The 12,581-nt window shown below is 71.1% G+C and carries 13 protein-coding genes; 4 read left to right on the forward strand and 9 right to left on the reverse strand.

Annotated features, from left to right (window positions below; genetic code table 11):
* Window positions 1-44: 44 nt before the first annotated feature.
* From BJY17_RS16965 to BJY17_RS16975, 3 genes are all read right to left on the reverse strand, one after another.
* On the reverse strand, window positions 45-740 hold the full coding sequence (locus BJY17_RS16965) for a TMEM175 family protein (protein WP_179552409.1): 696 nt from the start codon (window positions 738-740) through the stop codon (window positions 45-47).
* An 18-nt stretch (window positions 741-758) separates the two neighbouring features.
* Window positions 759-1,805: an ATP-dependent DNA ligase gene (locus tag BJY17_RS16970; protein WP_246303762.1), complete on the reverse strand. Its 1,047-nt coding sequence runs from the start codon at window positions 1,803-1,805 to the stop codon at window positions 759-761.
* Window positions 1,806-1,902: 97 nt separating this feature from the next.
* Window positions 1,903-2,418 (reverse strand): Lrp/AsnC family transcriptional regulator, encoded by a 516-nt coding sequence (locus BJY17_RS16975; protein ID WP_179552410.1) that lies wholly within the window; start codon window positions 2,416-2,418, stop codon window positions 1,903-1,905.
* 144 nt (window positions 2,419-2,562) lie between these two features.
* On the opposite strand from BJY17_RS16975, the gene ald reads away from it, so the two are divergent.
* Window positions 2,563-3,660, forward strand: coding sequence for an alanine dehydrogenase (ald, locus tag BJY17_RS16980; RefSeq protein ID WP_179552411.1), 1,098 nt, complete (start codon window positions 2,563-2,565; stop codon window positions 3,658-3,660).
* A 64-nt stretch (window positions 3,661-3,724) separates the two neighbouring features.
* Here ald and BJY17_RS16985 read toward each other — a convergent pair whose 3' ends face one another.
* From BJY17_RS16985 to BJY17_RS16995, 3 genes are read right to left on the reverse strand one after another with little or no spacing between them, the layout of a single operon-like run.
* On the reverse strand, window positions 3,725-4,018 hold the full coding sequence (locus tag BJY17_RS16985) for a metal-sensitive transcriptional regulator (RefSeq protein WP_179552412.1): 294 nt from the start codon (window positions 4,016-4,018) through the stop codon (window positions 3,725-3,727).
* Complete coding sequence (locus BJY17_RS16990; RefSeq protein ID WP_179552413.1) at window positions 4,015-4,323, reverse strand: rhodanese-like domain-containing protein; 309 nt, start codon at window positions 4,321-4,323, stop codon at window positions 4,015-4,017. The genes BJY17_RS16985 and BJY17_RS16990 overlap by 4 nt, the downstream gene beginning before the upstream one ends.
* Window positions 4,324-4,379: 56 nt before the next feature.
* Window positions 4,380-6,029 (reverse strand): FAD-dependent oxidoreductase, encoded by a 1,650-nt coding sequence (locus BJY17_RS16995; protein WP_322789912.1) that lies wholly within the window; start codon window positions 6,027-6,029, stop codon window positions 4,380-4,382.
* A gap of 180 nt (window positions 6,030-6,209) precedes the next feature.
* On the opposite strand from BJY17_RS16995, the gene BJY17_RS17000 reads away from it, so the two are divergent.
* Together BJY17_RS17000 and BJY17_RS17005 are read left to right on the forward strand one after the other, a co-directional pair.
* Window positions 6,210-9,983 carry an ATP-binding protein gene (locus tag BJY17_RS17000; protein ID WP_179552414.1) on the forward strand — a complete coding sequence of 1,258 codons (3,774 nt, stop codon included), beginning with the start codon at window positions 6,210-6,212 and terminating at the stop codon, window positions 9,981-9,983.
* A complete protein-coding gene (locus BJY17_RS17005) occupies window positions 9,980-10,192 on the forward strand; it encodes a hypothetical protein (RefSeq protein ID WP_179552415.1) in 213 nt (70 codons plus the stop codon). The genes BJY17_RS17000 and BJY17_RS17005 overlap by 4 nt, the downstream gene beginning before the upstream one ends.
* On the opposite strand, the gene mscL is transcribed toward BJY17_RS17005, so the two are convergent.
* The 3 genes from mscL to BJY17_RS17020 form a co-directional block, all read right to left on the reverse strand.
* Window positions 10,193-10,606: a large conductance mechanosensitive channel protein MscL gene (mscL, locus tag BJY17_RS17010; RefSeq protein WP_179552416.1), complete on the reverse strand. Its 414-nt coding sequence runs from the start codon at window positions 10,604-10,606 to the stop codon at window positions 10,193-10,195. It lies immediately after the preceding gene.
* Between the two features lie 84 nt (window positions 10,607-10,690).
* Window positions 10,691-10,996 (reverse strand): FmdB family zinc ribbon protein, encoded by a 306-nt coding sequence (locus tag BJY17_RS17015; protein ID WP_179552417.1) that lies wholly within the window; start codon window positions 10,994-10,996, stop codon window positions 10,691-10,693.
* Window positions 10,997-11,039: 43 nt separating this feature from the next.
* Window positions 11,040-11,618, reverse strand: coding sequence for a 5-formyltetrahydrofolate cyclo-ligase (locus BJY17_RS17020; protein ID WP_179552418.1), 579 nt, complete (start codon window positions 11,616-11,618; stop codon window positions 11,040-11,042).
* A 63-nt stretch (window positions 11,619-11,681) separates the two neighbouring features.
* Here BJY17_RS17020 and galU point away from each other — a divergent pair, with 63 nt between their 5' ends.
* Complete coding sequence (gene galU / locus BJY17_RS17025) at window positions 11,682-12,581, forward strand: UTP--glucose-1-phosphate uridylyltransferase GalU (RefSeq protein WP_179552419.1); 900 nt, start codon at window positions 11,682-11,684, stop codon at window positions 12,579-12,581.

Genomic DNA, 12,581 nt, shown 5'->3' on the forward strand with positions numbered 1-12,581 from the left:
ACATGGAGCGTCCGCGTGCACGAGCGAGAAGACGCCCCGACCGCTCAGTCGACGTCCCGTCCAGCCGGATGCGTCGCCGCCGATGCCCGGATGCCCGCGATGCGCCGTGCCGCCCAGCGCCCGCTGAGCGGGCCGATGACGATGAGGAGCGCCCACGTGTACCGCGCCCAGTCGGTGCCGAAGAGGTAGGCGACCGGGATCGAGGCGAGGAAGACGATCGGCGTCGTGAGCGTGTCGATGAACCTCACCGTGTCGGCGCGCCGCGGGAGCGGATCCCGGAGTACGCCGTCGCGGCGCGCGACGAAGAAGACCGCCGACTGCGCGAGCACGGCGATGCTGATGTTCAGTGCGTAGACCGTCACGGTGAGCGGCTCGTCGGCGAGCTCGGCATCGCTGACCCCCTGCGTCGAGAAGGGGACGAGCACGACGAAGGCGATCGCCACGAGGTTCGCCGTGATGGTCGCGGGCGTGATCGCGTTGAACCCTGCGACGATGCGGTGGTTCGCACGCCAGAACACGGCGATCACCGCGAAGCTGATGCCGAACCCGAGCAGCTGCCAGCCGAGTCCGCTGGCGAGCAGGGTCGAGAGGCTCTGCCACGCGGCTGCCTCCGGCGGATCGAGGTTCACGACGAGGAGCGTGAGCGCGATCGCGTAGACGGCGTCGAGGAACGCGAAGGTGCGCGCGAACTCGACGCTGTCCCGTTCGTAGCGGTGCGCCGTGCCGGTCGCCGTGCTCACGAGTCGCTGCCCCCCGTCTCAGCCGAGCACGTCGTCGAGGTCGTAGGCGACCGGCCGCTCGATCTGCTCGAAGGTGCACGAGCCCGGTTCGCGGTCGGGCCGCCACCGTTCGAACTGCGCCGTGTGCCGGAACCGATCGCCTTCGAGCTGGTCGTAGCGCACCTCGGCGACGAGCTCCGGGCGCAGCTGCACGAACGACACGTCGCGGCCCGACGAGAATCGGCTGCGTTCCGTCTCGCCGGTGATCGCCGCGCCGTCGTCGCCCCGCACGACGTAGGGCGCGAGCTCGTCGATGAGTTCGAGACGCCTGGCGTTCGAGAACGCCGACATGCCGCCGACGTTGCGGAGCCGGCCCTCGTCGTCGTAGAGGCCGAGCAGGATCGAGCCGACGCCGCTGCCGGAGGCGTGGATGCGGTAGCCGAGCGCGACCACGTCGGCGGTGCGGTGGTGCTTGGCCTTCAGCATCACGCGCTTGCCGGGGGAGTAGGGCGCCGCGAGCGGCTTGGCCACGACGCCGTCGAGCCCGGCGCCCTCGAACTCCTCGAGCCAGCGCCGGGCGAGCGCGACGTCCGTCGTGATGCGGGTCAGCCGGATCGGGTCGCCGATCTCGCCGACGAGGCGCTCGAGCGCGGCACGGCGCTCGGAGAACGGGCGGTCGAGCATCGAGACGTCGTCGACCTCGATCAGGTCGAACGCCACGAACATCGCCGGGGTCTCGCGTGCGAGCAGCTCGACCCGGCTCGCCGCCGGGTGGATGCGCTGCGAGAGCGCCTCCCAGTCGAGGCGCGCCTGCCCGGTGCGGGCCGTCGAGATGACGATCTCGCCGTCGAGCACGCAGGGCACGGGGAGGAGGCGCGTGAACGCCTCGACGAGCTCGGGGAAGTACCGGGTGAGCGGTTTCGCGCCGCGGCTGCCGATCTCGACGTCTTCGCCGTCGAACGAGACGATGCCGCGGAAGCCGTCCCACTTCGGTTCGTAGGCGAGGCCCCCGTCGACCGAATCGGGGTCGGGCACGCCGGGCACGGCCTTGGCGAGCATGGGGGCGACGATCTCGTTGGGCGCCATGCCGACAACGATAGGACCCGATACCCCCGGCTGGCGAGAGCGGGCGGCTGGGGCACCGAGCCTCAACGAGAGAACCGGATACCCCGGCTGGCGAGCCTCAGATCACGGCGCGAAGCCCCGCCGACAGGGCGGTGTGGTGCTCGAAGACGAGGTTCGTCTCGGTCAGGGCGACCGCCGGATTCGCCGAGAGGTTCTTCAGCACGAACTGGCGCACGTGGTCGCTGTCGCGAACGCGCACATGGATCAGGAAGTCCTCGGAGCCGCCGAGGAAGAAGAGCTGGGCGACCTCGGGCTGGGTGCGGAGCTCGTCGGAGATCTGCTCCATGAGGTGGCGGGCGCCCGGCCGGATGCGCACGCTCACGAGCGCCTGCAGGTGGTAGCCGAGCGCCGCGGGATCGATCTCCGCGGTGTAGCGCACGATGACGCCGCGTTCACGCAATGAGCGCACTCGGGCGAGGCAGGTCGACGGCGAGATGCCGGCGGCGCGCGCGAGGTCGACGTTGGAGATGCGCGCGTTCTCATGCAGTCGGGCGATGATCTGGCGATCGATCGCGTCGAGTACGACGGGCGTGGGCTCGACGCCGGGTGCGCTGATCTGCGGTGCGTCGGGCATCGAGACATCCTTGATTCGAATGAGTGAAGCGGATGTCGCGATCCTACCGAATTCTGTGCGACTGATCTGTCGGACAAGCGAATAAGCGGCGAGAATGAAGCCACTTGTCACCACGACATTCGAATCACAGCAACGGAGCAACCCATGCGCATCGGCGTGCCTGCAGAGATCAAGAACAACGAGTTCCGCGTCGCGATGACGCCCGCGGGCGTCGACGCGCTCGTCCGCCGCGGCCACGACGTCGCGATCCAGGCCGGCGCAGGCAACGGGGCCGGCTACCTCGACACCGAGTACGCCGAGGCGGGCGCCACGATCGTCGCGACCGCAGCCGAGGCGTGGTCGGCCGAGCTCGTGCTGAAGGTCAAGGAGCCGATCGCCGCCGAGTACGGCTTCCTCCGCGAAGACCTCACGCTCTTCACCTACCTCCACCTCGCGGCCGACCTGCCGCTGACCCGCGCGATCCTCGACTCGGGCGTCACGGCGATCGCCTACGAGACGGTGCAGCTCGCCGATCGCTCGTTGCCGCTCCTCACCCCGATGAGCGAGGTCGCCGGTCGACTGGCGCCGCAGGTGGGTGCGGCCGAACTGCTCGCCTCGAAGGGCGGCCGCGGCGTGCTGCTCGCGGGCGTGCCGGGCACCTCGCCCGCCAAGGTCGTCGTCATCGGCGGCGGCGTCGCGGGCGAGCAGGCCGCGGCGACCGCGCTCGGCCTCGGCGCCGACGTCACGGTGTTCGACATCTCGCTGCCGAAGCTGCGCGAGATCGACGCACGCTACGACCACCGCATCCACACCCTGGCATCCTCGCCCTACGAGATCGCACGCCAGCTGAAGGACGCCGACCTCGTCGTCGGCGCCGTGCTGGTACCGGGCGCCGCAGCACCGAAGGTCGTCAGCGATGCGATGGTCGCCGCGATGAAGCCGGGCTCCGTGCTCGTCGACATCGCGATCGACCAGGGCGGATGCTTCGAGGGCTCGCGCCCGACGACCCACGCCGAGCCGACGTTCCGTGTGCACGACGCCATCTACTACTGCGTCGCCAACATGCCCGGCGCCGTACCCGCGACGTCGACGCCCGCGCTGACGAACGCGACGCTGCCCTACACGCTGAAGATCGCCGACCTCGGCTGGGAGGCCGCGCTCGCCGCGGACCCCGCGCTCGCGAAGGGCCTGAACGCGACCGCCGGCAAGCTCACGAACGAAGGCGTCGCCGCGGCGCACGGCCTCGAACTCGCCTCGATCTGATCGAAGCGGGCGGGCGGCGGCGTCCCACTCGGGTGCCGCCGCCGGCTCGGCCGCCACGGCCGGCTCAGGAGAGCGTGAGGAAGAGCTTCTCGAGTTCGTCGACGCTGAGGCGCTCCGAGGCATCCGTCGCCTGCGACTCGTCGGGCTCTGCCAGGCATTCGCGCATCGCGGTCGAGATGACCGCGAAGCCGGCCTTGTCGAGCGCGCTCGAGACGGCGGAGAGCTGGGTGACGACCGTGCGGCAGTCGGCGCCCGACTCCACGGCGTCGATGACCGCGTTCAGCTGACCCCGCGCGCGCTTCAGCCGGTTGGCGATGCGGCGCTGCGCCTCGGCCTTGGTCTCCACTGCGGTCGTCACGACGCACCGCCGAGCGTGACGGGCAGGCCCGCCCGGTGCCAGGCCACGATGCCGCCGTCGATGTTGACCGCGTCGATGCCGCGGCTCTCGAGGTACTGGGCGGCCTGGGCGCTCCGGCCGCCCGCGTGGCAGAGCACGTAGACGGTGGTGTCGCTCGGCACCTCGGCCACCCGGTCGACGAGCTCGCCGAGGGGGATGTCGAGGGTGCCCTCGATGCGCGCCTGGGCGAGTTCGCCCGGCTCGCGCACATCGAGGATGACGGCGTCGGCGACCGCGTGGACGTCGTTCGGGGTGGTGGATCGCATCGGGGCTCCTGTTCGAGTGGGTCGGGATCGTATCGGGGATGGTCGGCGGTCGGCCGCTAGGCCGCCAGTGGCAGTTCGGCGAGCGACCTGGCCCGCTGGCCGTCGCGCCACGTGAGGTAGCCGCCGTCGAGGTTCACGACGTCGTGGCCGAGCTCGGCGAGCAGGCGCGCGGCGGTGTGGGCTCCCTGCCCGACGCGGCAGTGCACGACGACGCGGCGGCCGGCGAACTCGGCGTGCCGCTCGCGCAGCGATTCGACGGGAACCCACAGTGCCCCGGGGATCAGCCCCTCGGCGAGCTGCGCCTCGGCGCGCACGTCGAGCAGCACGGCGCCGGCGGCGAGCTCGTCGTCGAGTTCGTGCCACTGGATGACGCGGTCCTCGCCGCTCGCGAGGTTGCGGGCGACGTAGCCGAGCATGTTGATCGGGTCCTTCGCCGAACCGTACTGCGGGGCGTACGCGAGTTCGAGGTCGGCGAGCGCGGATGCCGCGAGCCCGGCGCTCATCGCCGTGGCGATGACGTCGATGCGCTTGTCGACGCCGTCGGTGCCGACGGCCTGGGCGCCGAGGATGCGGTCGTCGACGGCGTCGACCACGAGCTTCATCGAGAGCGGGCAGGCGCCGGGGTAGTACCCGGCGTGCGAGGCGGGGTGGGTGTGCACGACCCGCACGTCTCGGCCGCGCTCACGGGCGACGCGCTCGGTCCAGCCGACGCTCGCCGCGGTGAGGCCCGCCGCGTCGACGATCGCCGTGCCGAGCGCCGGCCGCGACGGCGCCGCGTCGCCGGCGATCGTGTCGGCGACCGCGCGGCCGTGCCGGTTCGCGAGGCCGGCGAGGGTGGTGAGGCGGCCCTCGCCGTCGATCGCGTCGCGTTTCTCGGCCGCGTCGCCGATCGCGAAGATCGAGGCGTCGCTCGTGCGGTGGAAGGTGTCGACGGCGATGCCGCCGCTCGCGCCGATCGCGAGACCGGCGGCGGCCGCGAGGGAGGACTCGGGCGTCACGCCGATCGCCGCGACGACGAGGTCGGCGGCGATCCTGCTGCCGTCGTCGAGCACGACGTGGTCGACGCCGATCGAGGTCGCGTGCCGCCCGAGTCGCACGTCGATGCCGAGGCCTGCGAGATGGTCGGCCACGGGGGCGGCCATCTCCTCGTCGAGCGAGGCCAGCAGGTGCGTGCCGCGCTGCACGAGGGTGACGCCGAGGTCGCGCCGGTGCAGGTTGTCGGCCATCTCCACCCCGATGTATCCGCCGCCGATGACGACGACGGCGCCGTCGGCGGGCACGCGGTCGAGTCGCGCCATGAGCCGATCGAGGTCGTCGAGGGTGCGGAGCGCGTGCACCGGTGCACCCGTCGCGATGCCCGCGGGCCGTCGCGGTGCCGCGCCGGGGGAGAGCACGAGCTCGTCGTAGGCGATCACCGAGGTCGTGTCGTCGTCGAGTCGGCGCACCGTGACGGTCTTCGCGGCCCGGTCGATCGCGACGGCCTCGTGCCGCACCCGGGCATCGATGCGGAACCGGGCGGCGAGTCGTTCGGGACTCTGCAGCGACAGGGCGTCGCGATCGGCGATCACGCCGGACACGTGGTACGGCAGCCCGCAGTTGGCGAAGGACACCTCGCTGCTGCGCTCGAGCACGATGATCTCGCGCTGCTCGTCGAGTCGCCGCAGGCGCGTCGCGGCGGACATGCCACCGGCGACGCCGCCGACGATGACGGTGGTGCGGGCGCCGTCGCGTGCAGGGGCGGCGTGCGCTTCGAATCGATCGGCAGGGCGTCGGGAGGGAACTGAACTCACCCGGGGGACGCTAGCACAATACCCTGGGGGTATCGAAAGAGCCTCGGGCGCGGCGATGCTCCGAGAAATCCGCAGGATTCCACGTATGGTGTCGGTGTGCGGCGGCTCGATCGGAATCACGACGAGGAGGACATCCTCGACCCCGAAGTCGATGCTGCCGCCGAGAACCTCACCCCGGAGCACATGCGACACGACATCACGAGCCCCGATGGATTGAGCCTCGGCGACCCAGACCTCGTCGCAGGCAACGTCGCCGAACCCTCATGGCGGCGCTGGAACGCCGAACTCGCGGCTGTGGGCGGACGCTCGCCGCTCGCTCGCTTCGTCGACACCCCGCACACCCGCATCGAGCTCTCGACCACCCACCCCGGCGGCCTGCCCCAGTTCATCACCGGCAAGTCCACCCTGCTCTCGAGCCTCATCCGCGACGAGCTCGCCCTTCGGAACGCGCGCCTCGCCGCGGCCGAGATCACCCAGAAGGGCATCGAGCTGCGCTCCGTGCGCGGCATCGAGTCGGTGCACCTGGCGATCGGGCTCGCCTCCTGGCGCAACGCCGGCGAGGAGTTCCTCGCCCCGGTGCTGCTGCGCCCGCTCGCCATCCGTCGCTACGGGCGCGACTTCGAGCTGAAGCTCAAGGGGCAGCCGTTCCTGAACCCGGCGCTCGCCCGCGAACTCCGCGAGCAGTTCCAGATCACACTCGACGCCGACGCCTTCGTCGCGCTCGCGATCACCAACGGCGTCTTCAAGCCGCAGCCCGTCATCGACCGGCTCCGCGGCCTCACGAGCCACCTGCCGTGGTTCCACGTGGCGCCGCGCCTCGTCGTCTCGTCGTTCGCCGAGGTCGGCCCCGAGATGGCAGCGGATGCCGCGAAGCTCGACCACCCCGTCATCGACGCGATCGCCGGCAACCCCGCCGCCCGCGCGACGGTCGTCGCCGCGACCGGCGAACGGGTGCGCGCGGTCTCGCAGGACGTGCGGCCGCCCTCGACCGACACCCTCCTGCTCGACGCCGACCCCGAGCAGGAGCAGGCGATCGCCGAGATCGAGGCGGGCACCTCCGTCGTCGTGAAGACGCTGCCCGGCACCGGCGGCACGCAGACGATCGTGAATGCGATCGGCGCACTCGTCGCGAAGGACAAGCGCGTGCTCGTCGTCGGGGCGCGGCGGGCGAGCCTCGACGGCATCGCGCACCGCCTCGGCCAGGTCGGGCTCGGCGGTGCCGCCGTGACGACCGCGGGGCTCCGGCGAGAGCTCATCCAGTCGATCTCGCGCAACGAGAAGGCCGAACGGCCGAGGGTCGCCGACGTCGACGACGCCCTCGTGCGCCTCCGCAAGGTGCTGCTCGACTACCGTTCGGCGCTCACCCGCAAGGACCCCGAGCTGCACGTCTCGGTGCTCGACGCGCTCGGCGAGCTCGCGAGCCTCGCGCTCGTGCCGAGCCCGCCGTCGACGACCGCGCGCCTCGACCATGCCGCGCTCGTGGCCGTCGCCGGCCGTCGCGACGAGATCGCCGGCGACCTCGCCCGCGCCGCCGCGCTCGGCGAGTTCCGGTACGGCCCCGGAGACTCGCCCTGGTACGGGGCGTCCTTCACGTCGTCGGAAGAGGCGACCGGTGCGCATGAGCTCGCGAAACGCCTCTCCCGCACCGACCTGCCGCGTCTGCTCGACCGAGGCCGCGCCCTCATCGAGCACACCCGGCTGCGCGAGTTCGAGTCGGTCGCCGAGCTCGGCGTCTTCCTGCGGCTGCTCCTCGACGTGCGCGAGACGCTCGATCGCTTCCAGCCGTCGGTCTTCGACCGTCCGCTCGGCGAGCTGATCGCCGCGACCTCCTCGCGCCGCGACTCCCCGGGTATGTCGGGAGCCAACCGTCGGCGTCTGCGCCGGCACGCGCTCGAATTCGTGCGCCCCGGCGTGCACGTCTCCGACCTGAACTCCGCCCTCCGCGGCATCCAGCAGCAGCGCACGCTCTGGCAGCGCTACTCCGACGCCGGGGCGATCCCCGGCGTGCCCGTCGGCATCGACGACGTGCACGTCGCCTACCAGCACGTCGTCGCCGACCTCGCGGTGCTCGATGCGCCGCTCGGCGTCGTCGGCACGCAGCGCCAGCTCGCGTCGCGTCCGGTCCGGGAGCTCACCTCGGCGCTCGAGGGCCTCGCCGCCGAGTCCGAGGTACTGACGAACCTGCAGGAGCGCACGGCCGTGCTCGCGCGCCTGCGCGACCTCGGCCTCGACCCGCTGCTGCTCGACCTCGCCAAGCGCCACGTGCCCGAACGGGCGGTCGCGGCCGAGCTCGAGCTCGCCTGGTGGCAGTCGGTGCTGGAGTCGGTGCTCGCGAACGAGAAGGCCCTGCTCGGTGCGAACACCTCGGTGCTCGACCGTCTCGAGGGCGATTTCCGCCTCGTCGACGAGGCGCACGCCTCCGCGGCCGGGCCGCTCCTCGCATGGCGCCTCGCCGAGAACTGGAAGGTCGCGCTCGTCGACCACGCCGACGAGGCCGGGCGACTGAAGCGGATGCTGCGGGGCGACCGGGTGCGACCCGAGGTGCTCCAGGCGGAGACGCCGCACCTCTTCCGTGCACTCGCGCCCGTCTGGCTGGCCTCGCCCTACGACGTCGCCGCGATCGACGACTCGATCGGCTTCGACACCGTGATCCTCGTCGACGCCGGCGCCACGAGCATCGCGGAGAACCTCGGCGCCATCCGTCGGGCGAAGCAGGTCGTCGCGTTCGGCGACCCCGTCACCCAGACGCCCACGCTGTTCGAGACCGGTCTCGACGACGTGGAGCGGACCGGGGTCTCGTCGACCGAGCACGGCGTCGACGCACTGCACGCCGACTCCGCGCTCGCCCGGCTCGGCGAGCTGCTGCCGACGCTCACCCTGACCCGCAGCTACCGCGCCGGCGGCGAAGACCTCGCCGAGCTCGTCAACAACCGGTTCTACGCCGGGCGAATCGCCTCGCTGCCCTGGGCGGGCAGCTTCCTCGGCCATGGCAGCCTCGGCCTGCACTACGTCGCGGGCAACGGCCTGCCCGACACCGTGACCGGCACCGTCGAGTCGATCGACACCGAGGTTGCGAAGGTCGTCGAACTCGTCATGGAGCACGCGGTCAAGCGACCGCGTGAATCGCTCATGGTCATCACCGCGAGCACGAAGCACGCGGGCCGGGTGCACCAGGCGGTGCTCGCGGCGTTCGCCAAGCGCACCGACCTCTCGGACTTCATCCTGAAGGACCGCGCCGAGCCGTTCACCGTGCTGACCCTCGAACAGGCCGTCGCGCAGAGCCGCGACCGGGTGATCTTCTCCGTCGGCTACGGCCGCACCCCGCACGGCCGGCTGCTCTCGAACTTCGGCTCGCTCGGCGAACCCGGCGGCGACCGGCTGCTCGCCGTCGGCATGACCCGGGCCCGGCGCTCGATGGACGTCGTCTCGGCGTTCCGCCCCGAAGACATCGACGAGGACCGCCAGAGTCACGGCGTGCTCGCGCTCGCGAACGTGCTCACGCAGACCGAGGAGCGCGCGGCGGGGCCGAGTGCGACCGGGGAGGCCCCCTCGATGCTGCACGACCTCGCCGCACGGCTCGAACGCCGCGGCATCCGGGTCAGCGTCGGCCATCGCGGTCGGCTCGCCCTCGCAGCCGCGAACGCGGGCAAGGCGGTCGTCGTCGAGACCGACGACGCGCTCGCCGGGCTCAGCCTGCGCGAGTCGCTGCGGCTGCGCCCCGACGTGCTGCGCCGTCTCGGGTGGCACTACCTGCGGGTGCACAGCTTCGAACTCTTCGGCAACCCAGAGGCGGTCGCCTCGCGGGTCGCGTCACTGCTCGGGCGGCCCGATGCCGAGCGAACGGCGGATGCCGCGGCCGAACGCCGATGACCGAGGAACCGCGTCAGCGCGTCGAACGCGCCGGCGGGCGGGCGCGCCGGGCACGACTCACACCTGCGCCGGGCTCCGATCCCTCGCCCGAGGCCCCGGTCGACCGGCCCGACGAACCGGCGACGCCGCGCAAGCAGAAGGCCGGCCCCGGGTCACCCGACGACGAACGCCTGACCCGCGACCGGCCTCCCCACTGGAAGCAGACCTGATCACTCCCGATGCGCGCCCGTGCCGCCCCGTTCGGCGAGCAGATCGCGGATCTGGGCGAGCACGGTGAGCTCGGTCTCGGGCTCTTCGGGGTCGGGCTGGCCCGCCTTGCGCTTGGCCTCGGCGCGCTCCTTGAAGTGATTCATCGGCATGACGAAGACGAAGTAGACGACGGCGGCGACGGCGAGGAACGAGATCACGGCGCCGATGATCGAGCCGTACGCGAAGGTCGCAGTGCCGAGCTTGAACGTCAGGTCGTTGAGGCTGTCTGCCTTGAACAGCAGACTGATCAGCGGGTTGATGAGCCCTTCGACGATCGCGTTCACGACCGAGGTGAACGCGGCGCCGATGACGACCGCGACCGCGAGGTCGATGACGTTGCCCCGCATGATGAATTCCTTGAAGCCCTTGATCACGGCTCTCCCCCTTTGGTCGTCGGTGGATCCGAGTTCGGCGGATCCCGGTGTCGTGGGAACGACGGGCACCACGCTAGCCGAAGGTCACTTCGACGAGGACGACGACGAGGAGCCGCCGCCGGTCGTTCCGCCACCCGATGACGAGGCGGTGGAACCCGACGATGATCCACCGGAGCCCGACGACGAACCGGAACCGGACGACCCCGCTGCGCCGCTGCGGGAGTCGGTGCGGTAGAAGCCCGAGCCGTTGAAGGTCACGCCGATCGTGTTGAAGAGCTTGCGCAGCTTGCCGCCGCAGACCTCGCAGACCGTCAGCGTGTCGTCGGTGAACGCCTGGTGGATGTCGAAGGCGTTGTCGCACTCGGTGCAACGGTAGGAATACGTGGGCATGGAGCTTCTTCCGATCTCGGGTGACGCGCCGGCCCGCAGCCGGTCAGAACGCGATGATGCGCGTGGGCGTCACGACGCCGTTGACGCCTTGATCGTGCACCTCACGCGGCACGGTCTCGACGAACTCGCTGTCGAAGACCACGGCGTACACCGGGGGACATTTTCCCATTGATCCGAGGGTCTTGTCGAAATAGCCCCTGCCCCAGCCGAGCCGCATGCCCGTCGCGTCGATCGCGGCGGCCGGAACGATGATGAGATCGACGTCGTTGATGGCCATCGGACCGAGCAGTTCGCCGACGGGCTCGGGCGTGCCGTGGAGGCCGAGCGTCTCGGTCTCCTCCTCGCCGACGGTCCAGTCGAGCAGGCCGTCTTCGCGCGTGACGGGGAACAGCACGCGGATGCCGCGGGCCTCCGCCCAGTTCACGAACGGGCGCGTGTTCGGCTCCGTCGGCATCGACAGGTAGCAGGAGATCGACTCCGCCTCGGTCGAGCCGATCAGCTCCTCGAGGCGCGCGGTGAAGCCCTCGGTCGCGAGCTCGCGCTCGTGCGCGGGCATGTTCCGGCGTCGCTCGCGCAGTTCGGCGCGGAGGATGCGCTTGTCCACATCCGGTTCGTCGGGCATGGCACACATCCTAGGACGAAGCGGCTGGAACGCCTCAGAAGGGCGGCGGGTACGCTGAGTCGCATGACTCAACGGATCACGAAGGCCGTCATCCCGGCGGCTGGACTCGGCACTCGCTTCCTGCCTGCGACGAAGGCGATGCCCAAGGAGATGCTCCCGGTCGTCGATCGGCCCGCCATCCAGTACGTCGTCGAAGAGGCGGTCAGCGCCGGCCTCACCGACGTGCTGATGGTGACGGGGCGCAACAAGAACGCGCTCGAGAATCACTTCGACCGCGTCGCCGAACTCGAGGCGACCCTCGAGGCCAAGGGCGACACCGCGAAGCTCGCGAAGGTCAACGAGTCGACCGACCTCGCCGACATCCACTACGTGCGCCAGGGCGACCCCCTCGGGCTCGGGCACGCGGTGCTCCGCGCCCGCATGCACGTCGGCAACGAGCCGTTCGCCGTGCTGCTCGGCGACGACATCATCGACGCCCGCGACACCCTGCTGACGCGCATGCTCGAGGAGCAGGGTGCGCGCAACGCCTCGATCGTCGCGCTCCTCGAGGTCGACCCCGACTCGATCCACCTCTACGGCGCCGCAGCGGTCGAAGCGACCGACGACCCCGACGTCGTGCGCGTCACGGGCCTCGTCGAGAAGCCGGCCAAGGAGGTCGCGCCCTCGAACTACGCGGTCATCGGCCGCTACGTGCTGAAGCCCGAGGTGTTCGGCATCCTCGAGCACACTCCGCCGGGAAAGGGCGGCGAGATCCAGCTGACCGACGCGCTCATGACCATGGCGGGCGATGTCGAGGGCACCGGCGGCGTGTACGGCGTCGTCTTCCGCGGTCGTCGCTACGACACCGGCGACAAGCTCGACTACATCAAGGCGGTCATCCAGCTCGCAGCGGATCGTGACGACCTCGGACCCGATCTCCGCCCGTGGCTCGTCGAATACGTGGCAGGACTCGATACAGTCTGA

It is taken from the genome of Agromyces hippuratus, assembly GCF_013410355.1.
Taxonomy (GTDB): Bacteria; Actinomycetota; Actinomycetes; order Actinomycetales; family Microbacteriaceae; genus Agromyces; species Agromyces hippuratus.

Bases quoted from the DNA above. Each gene is read 5' to 3' on its own strand.
- BJY17_RS17015 (WP_179552417.1), bottom strand. From the start codon at position 10,996: ATGCCCACGTATTCCTACCGTTGCACCGAGTGCGACAACGCCTTCGAC.
- BJY17_RS16990 (WP_179552413.1), bottom strand. From the start codon at position 4,323: ATGCGATCCACCACCCCGAACGACGTCCACGCGGTCGCCGACGCCGTC.
- ald (WP_179552411.1), top strand. From the start codon at position 2,563: ATGCGCATCGGCGTGCCTGCAGAGATCAAGAACAACGAGTTCCGCGTC.
- BJY17_RS17005 (WP_179552415.1), top strand. From the start codon at position 9,980: ATGACCGAGGAACCGCGTCAGCGCGTCGAACGCGCCGGCGGGCGGGCG.
- BJY17_RS16970 (WP_246303762.1), bottom strand. From the start codon at position 1,805: ATGGCGCCCAACGAGATCGTCGCCCCCATGCTCGCCAAGGCCGTGCCC.
- BJY17_RS17020 (WP_179552418.1), bottom strand. From the start codon at position 11,618: ATGCCCGACGAACCGGATGTGGACAAGCGCATCCTCCGCGCCGAACTG.
- galU (WP_179552419.1), top strand. From the start codon at position 11,682: ATGACTCAACGGATCACGAAGGCCGTCATCCCGGCGGCTGGACTCGGC.
- BJY17_RS16975 (WP_179552410.1), bottom strand. From the start codon at position 2,418: ATGCCCGACGCACCGCAGATCAGCGCACCCGGCGTCGAGCCCACGCCC.